General features: G+C 56.2%; 20 protein-coding genes, 1 tRNA gene and 1 pseudogene. 5 read left to right on the forward strand and 17 right to left on the reverse strand.

Annotated features, from left to right (window positions below; translation table 11 throughout):
- Window positions 1–288: 288 nt before the first annotated feature.
- The 8 genes from AB3226_RS03895 to AB3226_RS03930 form a co-directional block, all read right to left on the reverse strand.
- On the reverse strand, window positions 289–1,317 hold the full coding sequence (locus AB3226_RS03895) for a nucleoside hydrolase (protein ID WP_367372101.1): 1,029 nt from the start codon (window positions 1,315–1,317) through the stop codon (window positions 289–291).
- Between the two features lie 33 nt (window positions 1,318–1,350).
- Window positions 1,351–1,755 (reverse strand): D-ribose pyranase, encoded by a 405-nt coding sequence (gene rbsD, locus AB3226_RS03900; RefSeq protein ID WP_030132353.1) that lies wholly within the window; start codon window positions 1,753–1,755, stop codon window positions 1,351–1,353.
- Window positions 1,752–2,669, reverse strand: a complete 918-nt coding sequence (gene rbsK, locus AB3226_RS03905; RefSeq protein WP_367372102.1) for a ribokinase — start codon at window positions 2,667–2,669, stop codon at window positions 1,752–1,754. Before rbsK ends, rbsD begins: the two co-directional genes overlap by 4 nt.
- A gap of 59 nt (window positions 2,670–2,728) precedes the next feature.
- On the reverse strand, window positions 2,729–3,748 hold the full coding sequence (locus AB3226_RS03910) for a LacI family DNA-binding transcriptional regulator (RefSeq protein WP_367372103.1): 1,020 nt from the start codon (window positions 3,746–3,748) through the stop codon (window positions 2,729–2,731).
- A gap of 3 nt (window positions 3,749–3,751) precedes the next feature.
- Window positions 3,752–4,729 carry an ABC transporter permease gene (locus AB3226_RS03915; protein ID WP_007905898.1) on the reverse strand — a complete coding sequence of 326 codons (978 nt, stop codon included), beginning with the start codon at window positions 4,727–4,729 and terminating at the stop codon, window positions 3,752–3,754.
- A complete protein-coding gene (locus AB3226_RS03920; protein ID WP_367372104.1) occupies window positions 4,726–6,279 on the reverse strand; it encodes a sugar ABC transporter ATP-binding protein in 1,554 nt (517 codons plus the stop codon). The genes AB3226_RS03915 and AB3226_RS03920 overlap by 4 nt, the downstream gene beginning before the upstream one ends.
- 56 nt (window positions 6,280–6,335) lie before the next feature.
- Entirely contained in the window at window positions 6,336–7,292 is a 957-nt protein-coding gene (locus AB3226_RS03925; protein WP_123356334.1) for a sugar ABC transporter substrate-binding protein, read from the reverse strand.
- Between the two features lie 181 nt (window positions 7,293–7,473).
- Window positions 7,474–7,926 carry a hypothetical protein gene (locus tag AB3226_RS03930; protein ID WP_367372105.1) on the reverse strand — a complete coding sequence of 151 codons (453 nt, stop codon included), beginning with the start codon at window positions 7,924–7,926 and terminating at the stop codon, window positions 7,474–7,476.
- A gap of 335 nt (window positions 7,927–8,261) precedes the next feature.
- Here AB3226_RS03930 and AB3226_RS03935 point away from each other — a divergent pair, with 335 nt between their 5' ends.
- The 3 genes from AB3226_RS03935 (at window position 8,262) to AB3226_RS03945 (ending at window position 10,496) form a co-directional block, all read left to right on the forward strand.
- Complete coding sequence (locus tag AB3226_RS03935; RefSeq protein WP_367372106.1) at window positions 8,262–9,350, forward strand: asparaginase; 1,089 nt, start codon at window positions 8,262–8,264, stop codon at window positions 9,348–9,350.
- 161 nt (window positions 9,351–9,511) lie between these two features.
- Entirely contained in the window at window positions 9,512–9,802 is a 291-nt protein-coding gene (locus AB3226_RS03940; RefSeq protein WP_367372107.1) for a DUF1654 domain-containing protein, read from the forward strand.
- Window positions 9,803–9,806: 4 nt separating this feature from the next.
- A complete protein-coding gene (locus tag AB3226_RS03945; protein WP_367372108.1) occupies window positions 9,807–10,496 on the forward strand; it encodes an endonuclease in 690 nt (229 codons plus the stop codon).
- Window positions 10,497–10,569: 73 nt separating this feature from the next.
- Here the strand turns inward: AB3226_RS03945 and AB3226_RS03950 are convergent, their stop codons facing one another.
- Window positions 10,570–10,935, reverse strand: a complete 366-nt coding sequence (locus AB3226_RS03950) for an SPOR domain-containing protein (RefSeq protein WP_367372109.1) — start codon at window positions 10,933–10,935, stop codon at window positions 10,570–10,572.
- 248 nt (window positions 10,936–11,183) lie between these two features.
- On the opposite strand from AB3226_RS03950, the gene csrA reads away from it, so the two are divergent.
- Window positions 11,184–11,378 carry a carbon storage regulator CsrA gene (gene csrA / locus AB3226_RS03955; protein ID WP_007905913.1) on the forward strand — a complete coding sequence of 65 codons (195 nt, stop codon included), beginning with the start codon at window positions 11,184–11,186 and terminating at the stop codon, window positions 11,376–11,378.
- A 191-nt stretch (window positions 11,379–11,569) separates the two neighbouring features.
- Here the strand turns inward: csrA and AB3226_RS03960 are convergent, their stop codons facing one another.
- The 8 genes and pseudogenes from AB3226_RS03960 to AB3226_RS03995 form a co-directional block, all read right to left on the reverse strand.
- Window positions 11,570–12,025: a DUF2214 family protein gene (locus tag AB3226_RS03960; protein ID WP_367372110.1), complete on the reverse strand. Its 456-nt coding sequence runs from the start codon at window positions 12,023–12,025 to the stop codon at window positions 11,570–11,572.
- Between the two features lie 166 nt (window positions 12,026–12,191).
- On the reverse strand, window positions 12,192–12,668 hold the full coding sequence (locus AB3226_RS03965; protein WP_367372111.1) for a hypothetical protein: 477 nt from the start codon (window positions 12,666–12,668) through the stop codon (window positions 12,192–12,194).
- Window positions 12,669–12,846: 178 nt separating this feature from the next.
- Window positions 12,847–13,314 (reverse strand): anti-virulence regulator CigR family protein, encoded by a 468-nt coding sequence (locus tag AB3226_RS03970; protein WP_367372112.1) that lies wholly within the window; start codon window positions 13,312–13,314, stop codon window positions 12,847–12,849.
- Between the two features lie 166 nt (window positions 13,315–13,480).
- Complete coding sequence (locus AB3226_RS03975; RefSeq protein WP_367375886.1) at window positions 13,481–13,684, reverse strand: hypothetical protein; 204 nt, start codon at window positions 13,682–13,684, stop codon at window positions 13,481–13,483.
- Window positions 13,685–13,822: 138 nt separating this feature from the next.
- Window positions 13,823–14,014 (reverse strand): annotated as a pseudogene (locus AB3226_RS03980) (cell wall hydrolase); the annotation flags it as partial.
- Between the two features lie 61 nt (window positions 14,015–14,075).
- On the reverse strand, window positions 14,076–15,182 hold the full coding sequence (locus tag AB3226_RS03985; RefSeq protein WP_367372113.1) for an acyltransferase family protein: 1,107 nt from the start codon (window positions 15,180–15,182) through the stop codon (window positions 14,076–14,078).
- Between the two features lie 130 nt (window positions 15,183–15,312).
- A complete protein-coding gene (locus AB3226_RS03990; RefSeq protein ID WP_367372114.1) occupies window positions 15,313–15,516 on the reverse strand; it encodes a hypothetical protein in 204 nt (67 codons plus the stop codon).
- Between the two features lie 358 nt (window positions 15,517–15,874).
- Window positions 15,875–15,951: transfer RNA gene (locus AB3226_RS03995), tRNA-Val, on the reverse strand.
- A gap of 183 nt (window positions 15,952–16,134) precedes the next feature.
- Here AB3226_RS03995 and AB3226_RS04000 point away from each other — a divergent pair.
- Window positions 16,135–17,418: an NAD(P)/FAD-dependent oxidoreductase gene (locus AB3226_RS04000; RefSeq protein ID WP_367372115.1), complete on the forward strand. Its 1,284-nt coding sequence runs from the start codon at window positions 16,135–16,137 to the stop codon at window positions 17,416–17,418.
- The last annotated feature ends 68 nt before the right edge of the window (window positions 17,419–17,486 follow it).

Consider the following 17,486-nt stretch of genomic DNA (forward strand, 5'->3'; position numbering starts at 1 on the left):
CGTGCAAGTATTGGGCTTTAGGGAAACACGCCCCTTTACCCCGCTGCGCCGCCTCTATCCGCTTGCTGTTCGTCAGGCCAGCATTTTGCCTCGGGCTTCCTTCAGATTCGCGGTCACCCGCGACACCCTTGCCTCTGGCTAACACTTCCCCTTGCCGGGTGTGTAGAGGACTTTCACCTCCAAGTCACCAGCGAGGCCACCACAGCCAAGCTGGTTGCGCTTGCGCGCAACGCGCCATGCCTGGCGCACATGTAAAAACCCGCAGGCTGGCACCTGCGGGCCTATGACTTACTTCAAACGAGCCAGACGCTGGGTCAGCAGGTCGAAGAAGCCCTGAGCGTCGCCGCTTTCAACCCAGAAGGCATTTTTCGGTGCCTTCAGGCCGTCATACCAGTCGACAATGGTCTGGCCGAAGGTCGGCCCTTCGCGGCTATCAACCACTACGTTGACCGAACGCCCGGTGAACAGCTCAGGCTTGAGCAGATAAGCGATGACCGTGGCGTCATGCACCGGGCCACCCGGAATGCCGTAGTGCTCCATGTCGCCCTTGACGTACTCGTTGAGAATATCGCCCACCAGCTTGCTGGCATTGTTGTTCAGGGCCGCGATCTGCTTCAGGCGCGCTTCACTGGTGAGAATTTTGTGAGTCACATCCAGCGGCAGGTAGGTCAGCTTGACGCCACTTTTCAGCACCACTTCCGCAGCCTGAGGGTCGGCGAACAGATTGAATTCGGCCACCGGCGTAATGTTGCCGCCGTTGAAATGCGCACCGCCCATGATCACCACTTCCTTGATGCCCTGAACGATTTCAGGCTCCTGGATCAGCGCCAGGGCCAGGTTGGTCTGTGGACCGAGCATGGCGATGGTGATGCTGTGGGGTTTGGCGGTCTTCAGGGTATCGATCAGATAGTTGACTGCATTGCCTTCGGCCAGGCCTTTCTTCGGCTCGTGCACCGTGACACCCGACAAGCCTTCCTTGCCGTGAATATTCTCGGCATAGATCGGCGTGCGCATCATGGGTTTCGGTGCGCCCGCGTAGACAGGCACCTCCTCGCGCCCCGCCCACTCGCGGGCCAGACGCGCATTACGCGAGGTCTTGTCCAGACGCACGTTGCCAGCAACGGTGGTCAGCGCACGAATGTTCAGTTCATCCGGCGAGGCCAGGGCAAACAGCAAGGCGACCACGTCATCGGCACCTGGATCAGTGTCGATGATCAAGTCGATCTTTTCCGCCGCTTGGGCGCTTGTTGCGGTAATCAGGGACAAAAGCAGCAGACTCCGGAGCAGGTGGTTCAGTTTCTGAGCATAGCGATGCATAGCGCACTCCTTGTGCGTGGGAAGAACGGAAAGTTAGAACGTTACGCCAGCCACCAGAACGATGTTGCAGTACGGCTGACATTCGCCTGTACGAATAATCGCCCGTGCTTGTCGGCTGAGTACTTTGAATTGGTCATGACTGAGCAATTCACGCCGACCCAGTGCACCTTCGGCATTCAGTTCATCCAGCGTGCTCAATGCCGAAGGTTTCTTGTCCAGAATCTCATGGGCCAGCACATGGCTTTCGACCTGCATCTCGCTGAGCACTACCTTCAATGTACTGACGAAATCCGGAATCCCGTGGGTCAAGGCCAGGTCAATCAATTCGACGCCGGGCGGAACCGGCAGGCCAGCATCGCCGATCACGACTGTGTCGCCATGGCCCAGGGAGGCGATCAGCCGCGACAGCGCGACGTTGAGCAAAGGAGTCTTTTTCATGGTGCTTTAAAGGCCTGTACGTCGGACAAGGTGGGAATCGAAGGTTGCGCGCCAGCCCGGGTGACCGACAGCGCTGCGGCGACCTGGCCGAAGCGGATCGCCTCGACCTCGCTTTTGCCGGCCGCCAAGGCTGCTGCGAAACCACCGACGAACGTGTCGCCGGCCGCGGTGGTGTCGACCGCCTTCACCTTCGGCGCCGGGTAATGCTCGAAGCGTTTACCATCGGCGAACAGTGATCCTTGAGAACCCAGGGTGATAATCACTTTGCCGGCACCCATGGCGATCAAGCGGGCCGCGGCGGTTTCGGCGGTGCTCAGGGAGTCCACCGGCAAACCGCTCAGGGCCGAGGCCTCGCTTTCGTTGGGGATCAGGTAATCGATGGCCGCATACCAATCCGCCGGCAGCGGGCGACTGGCCGGCGCCGGATTGAAAATCACGGTTTTACCCAGCTCACGACCGCGCTTCAGAGCATGGCCGACCGTGGCGTCCGGCACTTCCAGCTGACAGATGATGACATCCGCCGTTTGCATTACAGCGTCAAAACGGTCGATCACTTCGGGCGTCAGCGCACCGTTGGCACCGGCAACAATCACGATCGCGTTCTGACTGTTGTCATCGACCACAATCAACGCCACGCCACTGGAATCTTCAACCGTACTGACCGCCTGGCAATCGATCTGCTCGGCCAACAACGCTCCGCGCAGCGCTTCGCCATAGGCATCGCTGCCGACACAACCGACCATCGACACCTGCGCCCCCAGCCGCGCCGCGGCCACGGCCTGGTTCGCGCCCTTGCCGCCGGAAACCGTGGCAAACGATTGGCCGATCAGCGTTTCACCACCACGGGGCAGCCGTGGCGCCCGGGTTACCAGGTCCATGTTCAGGCTGCCTATTACCACTACTTTTGCTGGCATACGTCACTACTCGTCAATTCTGTTTCTGCGGTGCTTTCGGTTTCAGCAGTGCTTTTTGTTCAGCGGTACTCAGCGAACACACCAGCCAGCGGCGCAGTCGATTCGCGCAGGACAATACTGGGCGTCACGATGCGCTGATCGGTCGCCAGGTCCGGCGTGGCAATTCTGCGCAACAGCACTTCGGCCGCCATCTCGCCAAGCTGCAGGATCGACTGGCCCACGGTGGTCAGCGCCGGATAGACGTAACGGCTCATCTGGATATCGTCGAAGCCGATCACCGACAGCTCGGTGGGCACACGAATATTGCGCTCGGCAGCGGCGCGTAACACACCGATGCCAATCATGTCGTTACCGGCGAAGATCGCGCTGGGTGGGTTCTTTTCCAACAGGATCGCGGCGGCGTTGTAACCGCCGGTGCTGGTGAAGTCGCTTTCCAGCATGCGCTCGCGCGGCACTTCGACGCCCGCCTCTTTCAAGGCGCGGCAAAAACCGGCCAGACGCATCTGCGCCACGCTGGTACTCGCCGGCCCACCAATCGTGGCGATGTCGCGATGCCCCAGCTCCAACAGGTGCCGGGTCGCCAGATAGGCACCGTATTCGTGATCGATACGCACCAGATCGGCATCGAGACCTTCGAGCCCACGGTCGACGATCACCATTGGCGTACGCACACCCGCCAGACCTTCAGCCAGGCCGCTGTCACCACCGGCTGACGCAACGATCAGGCCGTCAATGCGTTTTTCCAGCAATACGCGAAGGTAGCTGCGTTGCTTGTCCGGGTTGTCGTCGGAGTTGCAGAGGATGACGCAATAGCCATTGCGCTCGCAGTAATCCTCGATGCCACGGGCCAACTCGGCGAAGTACGGGTTGAGGCTGTTGGGCACCAGCAGGCCGATGGTCGCGGTGGTTTTCGCTTTCAACGACCGGGCCACGGCACTGGGCACGTAGTCGAGGCTTTTGATAGCCGCCTCGACCTTGCCCCGTACTTCCTCACTGACCGGCCGCGTCTTGTTCACCACATGGGAAACTGTGGTGTAGGAAATGCCCGCGAGTGCCGCTACATCCTTGATTGTTGCCATGACTCAGGTCCGCCGGCTTGCGCGCTGACTGCGATAAGTATCAAGCACCACCGCCACCACGATCACCGCACCGGTGATGATGCGTTTGGTCGGTTCGGTCGCGCCGATCTGCGCCAGGCCGGCCGCCAGTACGGAGATGATCAGCACGCCGAAGAATGTGCTGATGACCGAGCCGCGCCCGCCCATCAGACTGGTGCCGCCGATCACGACCGCGGCGATCACCTGCAGCTCCAGACCGGAGCCGGCGTTCGGGTCCGCCGCTTCCAGGCGCGAAATCTGAAACAACGCAGCGATACCAGCCAGCAGCCCCATCAGGCTGAACACCAGGATCTTGTAGGGCTTCGGATTGATCCCCGCCAGACGCACCGCCTCTTCGTTGGTGCCAATGCCGATCAGGTATCGCCCGAACACCGTACGCGTCAGCACGGCCTGGGCGATGAAGATAATCAGCAAGGCGATGATGAATGACGGCGAGATGCCGAACGCGATCGGGTTGGACAGCCAGGCGAAGGCATCACCGATGTAGGCGGTGCGCGAACCGGTCATCTGATACGCCAGGCCTCGCGCCATTTCCAGCACACCGAGGGACACGATGAACGACGGAATCCGCCACGCCACGGTGATCGAACCGGTGATAGTCCCGGCCAATGCCGCTACCGCCATGCCGAGCAAAGCCGCAGGCAAGACGCTCCAGCCCCAGCCGAGAATCGCCACGCTGACCGCCGAGGCCGCGAGCGCCAGCACCGACCCCACCGACAAGTCGATACCGCCGATGATCAATACGAAGGTCATGCCGACCGCCAGCACCATCAAATCGGGAATCTGGTTGGCCAGAGTGCTGAAGGTGTCGTAAGACAGGAAATGGCTGCTCAGGACCGAGAACAGCGCGACCATCGCCAGCAAGGCACCCGCCAGGCCCAGATATGTGCCGAGGCCGTAGAAGTTGCCACTACGTTTGCCGGCCAAAGATGCAGTATTCATGGAAGATCCCTAGGCGCTGCTTCGTTGAGCAACGCATCACGTTTTTGGTAGCCGGCAAAAGCGGCGGCAAGCAAATCATCCTGGGTCCAGCTGTCACGCTCGAAAGTGTCGATCAGACGTCCTGCCGACAGCACACCGATGCGATCGCAGATCAGCATCAGTTCGCGCAGGTCACTGGACACCACTACCAGCGCTTTGCCCTGACGGGTCAACTCACCGAGCAATGCGTAGATATCGAACTTGGCGCCGACGTCGATGCCACGGGTCGGCTCGTCGAACAGCATCACCGTGCAGTCGCGCTCGAGCCAGCGGCCGATCACGACTTTCTGCTGATTGCCGCCGGACAGTTCCGAGACCAATTGCGTCGGGCTGGAACTGCGAATGCGCATGGCGTTGATCTGACGTTGTGCCAGAGACATCTCGTCACCGTTATTGACGAAGCCTCCGCTGGAAATCACCGGCATATTGCCCAAGGCAATGTTGGCGCTGATCGATTGCGTCAGCAGCAGGCCTTCGCCCTTGCGGTCTTCGGTGATCAGGGCGATGCCGTGACCGACCGCGTCGGCCGGCGAACGAATACTCACTACCTGAGCCGACGCCCCCAGCGCGACGGTGCCGCTGTCGGCTGTATCGGCGCCGAAGATCAGGCGCAGTAACTCGGTGCGCCCTGCCCCGATCAAACCGGAAATCCCGAAAATCTCACCGGCGCGCACTTCGAAGGACACATCGCGGACTTTGTCGGAACGGGTCAGTCCTTTGACCGTCAAGGCCGGCGCGCCAATCTTGCGCGGCCCCATATCGATGTGCTCGCCCAACTCACGGCCGACCATCAGGGTGACCAGTTGCTCGCTGTTGTAATTGGCCATCGGCTCGACGCAGACCAGATTGCCGTCGCGCAATACCGCAATGCGCTGGGCTACCCGTGCCAGTTCTTCGAGGCGGTGGGAAATGTAGATGATCGACACGCCCCGGGCTTGCAGGCGGGTGATCTGCTCGAACAGCATTTCAACTTCACGGGCCGTCAGCATGGCTGTCGGCTCGTCGAGGATCAGCACGTGGCAATCGCCGATCAGGTTGCGAGCGATCTCGACCATTTGCTGATGGCCGATACCCAATTCGCCGACCAACGTATCTGGATCGATGGCGTCGAGGCCGACCTGGGCCATGGCCTCGATCGCCGCCTTGCGCAGTTGCTTGCGGCTAATCCAGCCACCGTGGCTGGGCAGGTTGTCGAGAAACAGGTTTTCCGCCACCGACAACGTCGGCAACAGATTGAGTTCTTGCATGACCATGCGGATGCCCAGCTCTTCGGCCTGGCTCCGGCTGCCGGGACGGTAATCCTGCCCCTGGAATCGCATCTGGCCGGTGGTCGGCGTAACCAGTCCACCTATGATTTTCGACAGCGTACTTTTACCGGCGCCATTCTCGCCGGTCAGCGCCAACACTTCGCCGCGCATCAGCGTCAGGTCGATACCGGTGAGGACGGGTTGGGCATAGGTTTTGCCGATACCGCTGACCGAGAGGACAGCGTTCGGGGCGCAAACGGACATAAAAACTCTCCATGTGCCCGCCCCAAGAGGCGAGCACCGTTGTGCTGCCAGAAGGACTACTTGGTAACCAGCTCTACCGGAGTTTCGATGACGCCGTTGACGCCGCTATCGACTGTCTCGCCTTTGATGATTTTCAGCGCAGTCTCAATGCCAAACACCGCTTGCCGGGCAGCAAACTGGTCGGCGGTGGCCAGGACGCGGCCATCCTTGAGCATTGGCTTGATAGCATTGATGTTGTCGTAACCGACCACTTGCACCTTGCCAGCCTTGCCCGCCGCGCGCACGGCAGATACTGCGCCGACCGCCATGCTGTCGTTGCCGGCCAACAAGGCCTTGATGTTCGGGTATTCACTGAGCATCGACGAGGCAACCTTGCCGCCCTTGTCGATTTCCCAATCGCCGGACTGCAGGGACACGACTTTGATCTGCGCTGCCTCCATCGCATCCTTGAAGCCCGCCGTGCGCTGCTGGGCGTTGGTGGTGGTGGAAACGCCTTCGATGATGCCGACTTCGTCACCGGCCTTCAGCTGTTTGGCCAGGTACTCACCCACCAGACGCGCGCCTTTGCGGTTATCCGGGCCTACGAACGGAACGGTGATGTTTTTGCTTTTGACCACGGCCGGGTCCAGCTGGTTATCGATGTTGATCACGGTGATGCCGGCATCGACCGCTTTCTTGATGACCGGGACCATGGCCTTGGAGTCTGCCGGGGCGATGACCAATGCGTTGACTTTGGACAAAATCATTTGCTCGACGATACGCGTCTGGCCAGCCGTGTCCGTTTCGTCCTTGATGCCGTTGGAGATCAATTCGAAGTCGCCGGAGTGGTCTTTCTGGTAAGCCTTGGCGCCGTCTTCCATGGTCAGGAAGAATTCGTTGGCCAAGGATTTCATGACCAGCGCGACTTTAGGTTTTTCAGGGGTTTCGGCGAAAGCCGAAGAGACAGGCAGCGCGGCGGATGCGGCAGCCAGCATTGCGACAGCGAGAAGACGTCCAGCGAATGGCAGCTTCATGGGTTCACTCCGATCTTATGATTATTCTGAGCAACGCTTGCGCTGGGACCTTGCCCCTCACGGGATCAAGCCATCAACGACCACCGCGCAAACGTTTGCGTAGACCGAACTATGCGAACCCTGTCGATATTTGTCAACGACCCGCTCTGTGTCTCGACTGGCAAAAGCCGAACCTTTTACATTACGCCGTCGTGCTGACCAGATTGCCGCTGCTGGAACCCTTGGCCAGCTCTTTGACCAGATTGCCTGTCACCTGCGCGAGCGCACCGCTGGTATCGGCGATTTGCCCCTGGATCGACATGACTGCGGTGGCCTTGGCTTCCGGAGTCGGATAATTCGCTGCCTGAGCGGCCGCCAGTTGTTGCTGCTGTTCGCGCAATTGCTGCTGCAGTTCTTGCATGCGCTTGAGCAATACCTGCACCGCAATACTTTGATTGCTGCTTTTTTCGGATTTGGTTTCGTTCTGAGTCTGCGCGCCGCCACCGGTTCTGACCTGGTTGTCGCTCCCCTCTTCTTCGCCAAGCGCTTGAGCCGAGGCGTCGGACGTCGCTTCACTCAAGGCGTTGATGGTCGCCGGGGACTTGCCCGCGATAGTGATTGCGCCTGCATTTGGAAAACCGACAGTAAACGACATGTGAACTCCTGAAAAAGATCCCTTTAAAGGAGCATCGACCTGCGCAGGGATTTCTTTAGCACTGATTTCCGATTTTGCAAGGCGACTTTCTCAATGAAGGTCGGAGAGCCGAACGTAAAAGCTGCACATGTTCGGAAACCCGGACGACCAGGTGCCAATACTTTTTCAGACGTTTCAATAATTTATATAAAAATCATAAGGTTAAAAGATCTTATTGTTGAATATCAGGCTGGTACAGATCCTGCTCTTCTCCTACACCCCCGGCATTCAGATCTGCCTGGGGCGCTTCTAGATGACCTGCATTCCGCACCGTCTCAGCACTAGAGAAAACAATAATGAAATCTGCCTTCAACACTTTTATTCCGGGCGCTTTGGCCCTCCTTCTACTCCTTCCGACCGCCCTTCAGGCAAAAGAAGTCGAAAGCCAACAGAAACTGGCAAACGTGGTGATCCTGGCCACCGGCGGCACCATTGCCGGCGCGGGAGCCAGTGCCGCGAATAGCGCCACCTATCAAGCGGCGAAAGTCGGTATCGAACAGTTGATCGCAGGGGTTCCGGAACTGAGCCAATTGGCCAACGTTCGCGGCGAACAGGTCATGCAGATCGCGTCCGAAAGCATCACCAACGACAATCTGCTGCAACTGGGCCGTCGGGTGGCTGAGTTGGCCGACAGCAATGACGTCGATGGCATCGTCATCACCCACGGCACCGACACGCTGGAAGAAACCGCTTACTTCCTCAACCTGGTGGAAAAAACCGATAAGCCGATCATCGTCGTAGGCTCCATGCGCCCTGGCACCGCCATGTCGGCCGACGGCATGCTTAACCTGTATAACGCCGTCGCCGTGGCCAGCAGCAAAGATGCGCGCGGCAAAGGCGTACTGGTGACCATGAACGATGAAATTCAGTCGGGTCGCGACGTCAGCAAAATGATCAACATCAAGACCGAGGCGTTCAAAAGTGCCTGGGGCCCACTGGGCATGGTGGTCGAAGGTAAATCCTACTGGTTCCGTTTGCCAGCCAAGCGCCACACCATGGATTCGGAATTCGACATCAAAACCATCAAGAGCCTGCCGGACGTCGAAATTGCCTATTCCTATGGCAACGTCAGCGACACCGCCTACAAAGCCCTGGCTCAATCAGGCGCCAAAGCCATCATCCATGCCGGCACCGGCAATGGTTCGGTCTCGTCCCGCGTGGTTCCGGCCCTGCAAGCTCTGCGCAAGGACGGCGTGCAAATCATTCGTTCTTCCCACGTCAACGCCGGTGGTTTCGTACTGCGTAACGCCGAACAGCCTGATGACAAGTACGACTGGGTCGTGGCGCACGACCTGAACCCGCAAAAAGCCCGCATCCTGGCCATGGTCGCGTTGACCAAGACCAACGACAGCAAAGAGCTGCAACGGATGTTCTGGGAATACTGATCCACCTCGCCCGACCTGTTCCGGGTCGGGCACCGCTGTCACCACTCGCCAGCCTTGGTGAGTGGTTCACGACCTTTCCGATAAAAAAATCCCCATCGTCCTACACCAAACGGAAAAAACTACTGTCAGAGGATTTTCTTGAATTTTAAGCAGTTGCGAAAATGCTTACAGTTAAATACTGTATGCACGTACAGCTTAATAAGGATAATTCCGTGGCCACTACCTCAGCCTCTCCTGACGCCTATGAACGCCTGGGTATGCGCGTTCAGAAAATCATCAATTCCCCCACCGCCCAAAAAGCCAAAGCTGCACTGATCTTCCGTCTTCCGGACGAACCCGTGGATGAGTGGGAACGCCTGCTCGAAGAAATCGACGAGAACGACAACGTCACCCTCGCCCATCGTGACGATGGCGGCGTGCAGATTTTCTGGGTTGTGCCGAAGGAAGATTGAGTCGATGAGTGTTCGCTGGTTTGCTTTACTGCTTCTGTGCATAACCTTCGGCGCCCAGGCTGGCGCCCCACGCACCTTCAACGAAGCCAAGAAAGTCGCGTGGAAGTTGTACGCTCCGCAATCCACCGAGTTTTATTGCGGCTGCAAATACACCGGCAACCGTGTAAACCTCGCCGCCTGCGGTTATGTACCGCGTAAAAATGCCAAACGCGCCTCGCGCATCGAGTGGGAACACATCGTCCCGGCCTGGCAGATCGGCCATCAGCGCGAATGCTGGCAACAAGGTGGTCGCAAGAACTGCACGCGGTACGACCCGATCTATCAGAAAGCCGAGGCCGATCTGCACAATCTGGTGCCAAGCATCGGCGAGGTGAATGGCGATCGCAGCAACTTCAGCTTCGGCTGGTTGCCGGTGCAAACCGGTCAATACGGTTCGTGTCTGACGCAGGTCGACTTCAAGGCGAAGAAGGTCATGCCCCGCCCTTCCATTCGCGGCATGATCGCCCGGACTTACTTCTACATGAGCAAGCAGTACGGCTTGCGCCTGTCAAAACAGGATCGGCAACTGTATGAAGCCTGGAACAAGACCTATCCGGTACAGACCTGGGAACGTCAGCGCAACCAGAGCGTGGCGTGCGTGATGGGGCGCGGCAACGAGTTTGTCGGCCCGGTAGACATGAAAGCCTGCGGCTGACCGACCGCTGAAAACACAAAGGCCTGGGGCATTACACCCCAGGCCTTTGTTCGTTTCTAACCGCTGTTTTTGTTTATTGAGCCGTCGGATGTTCGACCACCAGCGACTCGATATTCCTTTTCTTTGCCCGGGTAAGCGCTGCCGTCACCTCAGCTTGCTTGGCTTCTGCCTCGGTTTTCGAATTGAACGGCCCTATCAGGATACGAACCTTTCCGTTATCCCTGATGACGCTGGAAACGAAGCTATGCTCAATCAACCAGCCGCTCAGGTCGCTGACCGCCTGGGGCGTTTCGCCGCGTACCTCGACGTCCCATTGCGGACCGGTTGTCGCCGCGGGTGCGGAAGCGACTGTCGGTTGCGGCTTTTGCGCGTCAACCCCCTTACCCTCATCGCACCCGGCCAACGTCAATACTGCGATTACCAAGGCCATTTTGCGCACAACGCTTCCCTCTGGATGCTGAAAGCGGCGATTTTAACACTCATGGATCCTGTTCGAGCGCCGCAAAATGGGCGCAAAACAACGAGAATGATGGTTGCGGCCTCTGTATAGTTACGCCTTGGGAATTAATGCAGCATCTGCGCGTCAGAAAGAGGCACCCAAACTGCGAGACTTCGCACTAATCTATACCTATACCGACCTCTGCACTGTCCCAATCAGGTGCCCCACAAGCAATCAAGGAGAAAACCATGCTGATACTCACCCGCAAAGTCGGTGAAAGCATAAACATCGGTGACAACATTACGATCACCATTCTGGGCGTTAGCGGCCAGCAAGTCAGGATTGGCATCAACGCCCCGAAAGACGTTGCAGTGCATCGCGAAGAGATCTATCAACGCATTCAGGCCGGCCTGACCGCCCCAGACAAACCGCAAACACCCTGAATCCTGCAGTGGTCAGTAGCCAGCCCATTCAGCCTCGAATAACGGCTGGCTAAAGATTCAAGCACCGCATCGCCCTCTGCCCAGCCTCTTTGCGATACCGTCGCAACGTGGAGCCGATACTACCGCCCATCTCATGCCATGACTGTCAGACGTTTCGGATTTGCTGCGAGAAAGGATCTCCCCCTTCCGGGCTAACCAAACGTAACCCCACGCGCCATGCCTGCGGCAGCCACGACCATCAACATCAGCAGCAGCGCTTCGATATGACTGATACGGGCAAACAGCGTTGCGCGCCCGGTATCGATAGCCGCCCCACGCCCCAGCGCAATCCGCCATTTGATCAGCGTCACCATCGGCGCAATTTCAAGCAACAGGATAAGGACGAAGAGCGTCATTTTGAGATGAAACAGCGGTTGGTGAAGATAGTAATCAGTGCCTTTTTCATATCCGCCAAAGGCTCGCATCCCACCCGTGATCAAGAGAATGACTGCAGAGATCCCCCACAGATTATCTGCAACCAAAACGCTGCGTGCCTCACCCTCCCCGGTAATCAAACGACGTAAAGCCGTGCCGCGGGTCAGTACCGACCAAAAACCCAGCGCAAAGGCCAAGAGGTGAATCGCCGCGAGAAACCAGTGAGCCAGCATCGACATACTCCTTACAGACTAAGTAGAAACAGCCCTACAGTAGTAGTTCATAGGAGGAGATTTGCCCACGCACGCGGCTCCGCTGATTATCCGCAATAGGATTGGCAAATAGCAGGCACAAAAAAACCGGGCTCCTGATGGATACCCGGCTTTGAGAACCCTGGACTTAATCCAGTCTTTTTGAAATCGAAGTGCGAGCGCTGCTTAGTCCTTTAGCATTGTGATCACCAGGCGTAGAGGTCGAAATGGCAGAGGCCTTCGTCACCCCTCGCGTATCCCGGGATTTCGCGATACCCGAAGTCACTGAACCATGGCCGCTAACACCATTACGATCGTTACCGTAGTGGTTGCCACTGAGACCATGGTCGCGGACGGCTTTGCCTGCGTGATCGCTGCTCAAGCCTGCGCCACGGCCATTGCTGCTGACGCCGCCAGAATGGCCGGAATTACCGCTGCCACCATGACCACCGCCGTTACCACCACCGTTACCGCCACCATTGCCACCGCCGTTACCACCACCACCACCACCATCTTTCGCGTAGGCGGAACTCATGATGGACAGGTCAGCGGGCAATAATGGGGCGGCTGCAAGCATCATCACGCATGACATGACAGCTGCAAAACTCTTGTTTTTTAATAACATGGGTGGGTTCCGTGAGGTTGATATTGCACGAAGTAATTGACCGTTTGGGCCCCACACAGTTCAAAGGTCAACGACCAACGGGCAGGCAATGTGCAGTTATCGAACAATGCACATTGCTTCCTGTAGTTTTACTGGTCGTTATGCAGCGAGGGCGCAATTGGAATTTGTCGTTTTCACTTCAATCGAATGCGCCATTGAGAACCTCGTAGATGATCCCGGTAGCGATGGCCACCAATATCAAGTCAGTGCCAGCCTGCCGCCACTCGTAGCCATCGTAGTGTGGAAGCCTGCCAAGCAATCGGCCATCGAGTTTTTTGGCGATCCCCGGCGGTAGCGGTTTTCCGCGGGCGAGATTTTTTTGAATGCCGGGTGGCAAGGCGGGCCCGGGGCTCCAGTAGTCGCGATATCCACCCACGATTCCAAGAACACTTCCGTGATTGATGCTCGGGCCGTGACTCCAATCGTCACCCCCTGAACCTTTGCCTTTGTTTCCATGGCTGGCGTTGCCATGGTCCTGGATGTTTTGTGGATTTCCCTTGCCGCTTCCCTGGCCTTTCCCGTTTCCCGGGTCGGCCAATGCAGTCATTGAACCGGACGCCAAGGCAAGACACGTCATAACGGCAATCAACGAGCGAGATCTAAACATATCCGTTCTCTCAGAAAGGGGATGCCCCCTGCAATGTAGACGGTTATGGCTGTGTTAGTTCAGAAACTGTGTGCACTGGCGGTGGCGACAGGGCCAGACAGGAAAAGTCGAACGAATGGAGAACAGAGCTGGCCCAGTCAGTTGATAGCCGGGCCAGGTAAAGCAACTACAGCACTACGATTGAGAGCATGCCTAAAGCCCCCAGGCAAAAACCTGCAAAGGTCATCAGCACGACGGGAAGCATGAATACCTCCCATGAACTACTACCTGTTTGGGCAAGCCTGGCGGTTACCACCTCACTGTAAATCGCGAAAAACTCACCCAGCACCATCAACCCTAGAGCAGAAACTCCGAGTAGTTCTTTGGACATATCAAAAATCCCTTCGTATTCAGAGCAAGATTTTTCAGCTCCCAGCCAGCAATGTCGCTGGCTGGCGATCCGTTGCGGAGATACGAAGCAGTCTTGAATAGCCCTGAATTACCGAAGTGCTTTTCCATGCTCATTTCCCCAGCAACTGAACTGATACGGTTTCTGGCACACGCCGACATAGCCCTCTCCCCACCAGCACTTGGCCTTGCCATTGTTCACCCGGTTGCGGATGGTCCAAGCCACGGCCACTTGACCAGCCAAGCTTTCTCCACGCGCCTCACCCCAAAGCGCGCGGGTGAGGCTGTCGTGATCCTTTTCGGTTACGGTCATTGCTTTTCTCCAGTCGTAAAAAAACCCGCTCAGGTGGCGGGTTTCGATCACTCACGGGAACTTAAACTTGGATCACAGGACGTCTGATTCCTACAGATATTTTTCTTTTTACAAACAACGATAGAGGCCTTTCCACATATACAAAAAGAGCAATGGACACTGCCAGTAAAATCGTAAAATAAAGCCAAAACCTATATTCAACCCCCCATGACAACGTCTTAGGAAACACCATGTCGAAATACATAAATATCGGCATCTGCATTATGTACAACGAGTAGCTAGCCTCGCCTAGCAATACCAGAGCTGGAGCCGAGATTATTTTTGAAATAAATTTGTCAGATACAGCACAACTGTATATAAAAAATGAAAAAACAACAGAGTAAAAGCTAGAGCCATATGCAAAGCTTTCACCAAAGAAGTCGTTCAGCCGCCTACCATTCTTTGACAAAAGAACGACCAGACACACCGAAAGGATAAATATTAATTTCTTCTCCCTATCAGTAATTCCATTCAACAAAACCCCATTCTTATAAGCAACACCTGCCGAAAACCCAAGTAAAAAGCTACAAAAATGCGAAACAGGAAAATAGTTAACAAGATCATTAGCAAACGAAAAATTATCCTTGTGAAATTGCGACTTGTTAACCCACGACAATACAGCTTGCGTAACCAACCAGACAATTATTGATATAGAAGCCCATCCTAACCAAGACCTCCCGCCCCACCTTCCAGCCAAAACAATCATTGCAGGAGCAACAATATAGAAAAAAATCTCCACCGAAACAGACCAGCCAGGCATATTTAACGTTAGAGGATATGGACTAAACCAAGATTGCATCATAGTAAGTGATAGAAAAAAGTCCAAACCCTTACCCTCTAGATTTACCGCAAACAGGATTGCCAAAAGAGCCAAAATATAAACAGGGAATATCCTGGCAAACCTGTTCACATAAAACCCAAACAAATCAAACTTTCGTCCATGCGCCGAAATCGAAATTACAAATCCTGAAAGCACAAAAAAGAATGTTACCGCGATAGATCCAGCTGCCAGTACTGCAGGAAGCGCTTTGTATATTGCGGTATCCCTACCATAATGAAAAATAACAACGGACGCTGCCGCCACAAATCTAAAAACAGTAAGAGAATCCAGTTTCGCACTTTCTTTCATTTTTTCATGTTCCGCATGACAGTCATCTGGCGACGCGAATATACCAGAGCGGTTGCTGTTAAGCACACGAAAGCGACGAGAATGATGAAAAGGATAGCAGCCACATCAGGATTGCCGACTAGAAATATCTTTAGCTTTTCGACAAGGCCGGTAGACTCATCGATTTTTGCGGATTTATAAACTCCGCATGACGCTCATCTTTATAATCAACCTGCCCCAGATTCTGAAGTACATCAGGATCTTGCCGTGAAGAAAACTCAGAAACAATCCTAGATTCCGCCTCATCAAAAAACTGAAATAATATATCCCCCAGCTCATATAAAATATCAGCCACGCCCGGTTTTAGAGTGCTTCCTACAACAGCCGAATCTATGACGCCGAAAGCGCTGATGGCTGTCGGTTGTCTTGTGATACGCCCGCTTGCGGGCTACCAATAAACGCCGTTCACGCAGCATCGAAAACAGGCGATCTCGACCCACTTGCAGCTCAAGCTGAGGTTGGCTGATCGACGACCGACAATTTAAAAGGTCAGCGTGTAGTCTCGCTGACTACGCCTTTTTGCTGATTCCATTACGCCCTCCTGAAAAACAGATCAGAAGGTGTAAACCTTATTCAGGACGGGACACAGACAACAAAAAAGGGCCCACCTTTCGGTGAGCCCTTCTAGACCGCCCAGCAGAGCGGATTTTGTTTGGTAGGCGCGATTGGACTCGAACCAACGACCCCCACCATGTCAAGGTGGTGCTCTAACCAACTGAGCTACGTGCCTGCTGTGAGGCGGCATTCTACGGAATTCCGGAGGGGTGTCAACACCTTTTTTTCACCTAACCCTATGAATATGCAAAATATTTAATTTTGCTGTGGCAAAGAAGATTTTCCGCTGGCTGGCGGTCGTTTTTTAACTCGGGTAGGATCGATGCACTCGTAAAATATATTAAACAGAGGCTGCAGGATGGCGAACACTCCCTACCCAGAGTCCTATTACGCCGCATCGGCCAATGCAGCGCCGCAGTGCCCGGCCTTGCAGGATGATGTTGAGACTGATGTCTGTGTCATCGGCGCCGGTTATACCGGCCTGTCCTCTGCCCTGTTTCTGCTGGAGAACGGTTTTCGGGTAACGATTCTGGAAGCGGCCAAAGTGGGTTTTGGCGCATCGGGGCGCAACGGTGGCCAGATCGTTAACAGCTACAGCCGTGATATCGATGTAATCGAGCGCAGTGTCGGTCCCAAGCAAGCTCAGCTGCTGGGGCAAATGGCGTTCGAGGGTGGACGGATCATTCGTGAGCGGGTAGCCAAATACAACATCCAGTGCGACCTGAAGGACGGCGGTGTGTTCGCCGCCATTACCGCCAAGCAGATGGGCCATCTGGAATCCCAGAAGCGCCTGTGGGAACGTTTCGGTCATACGCAGCTTGAGCTATTGGATCAGCGGCGCATCCGTGAAGTGGTGGCTTGCGATCAATACGTCGGCGGCATGCTCGACATGAGCGGCGGGCATATTCATCCGCTCAATCTTGTCTTGGGCGAGGCAGCCGCCGTGGAGTCGCTGGGCGGCACTATTTACGAGCAGTCGCCAGCGGTGCGCATCGAGCGCGGCGCCAATCCGGTGGTGCATACGCCTCAAGGCAAGGTCAGGGCCAAATTCATAATCGTCGCCGGCAACGCTTATATCGGCAATCTGGTGCCGGAGCTGGCGGCCAAGTCGATGCCCTGCGGGACTCAAGTGATCGCCACCGAACCCTTGAGCGATGAATTGGCCAAGCGCCTGTTGCCTCAGGACTACTGCGTCGAAGACTGTAACTACCTGCTCGACTACTACCGCCTGAGCGCTGACAAACGCCTGATTTTCGGCGGCGGCGTGGTCTATGGCGCGCGAGACCCGGCGAACATCGAGGCGATCATTCGACCGAAGATGCTCAAGGCCTTCCCGCAACTCAAGGACGTGAAAATCGATTACGCCTGGACCGGCAATTTCCTGCTGACCCTGTCGCGACTTCCTCAGGTCGGACGGCTGGGCGACAACATCTACTACTCCCAGGGTTGCAGCGGCCATGGCGTGACGTATACGCACCTGGCGGGCAAAGTGCTGGCCGAAGCATTGCGCGGTCAGGCCGAGCGCTTCGACGCCTTTGCCGACCTGCCCCACTACCCGTTCCCCGGCGGACAATTGCTGCGTACGCCATTCGCGGCGCTGGGTGCCTGGTATTACGGATTGCGGGACAAGCTCGGATACTGACCTATAGAGGTGAAAAGGGCTGCGATGCGGCTAATGCCAGTCAGTTAAGAGATAGAACAAGCGATGAG

Source organism: Pseudomonas lini (genome assembly GCF_964063345.1).
In the GTDB taxonomy this organism is placed as follows: Bacteria; Pseudomonadota; Gammaproteobacteria; order Pseudomonadales; family Pseudomonadaceae; genus Aquipseudomonas; species Aquipseudomonas lini_B.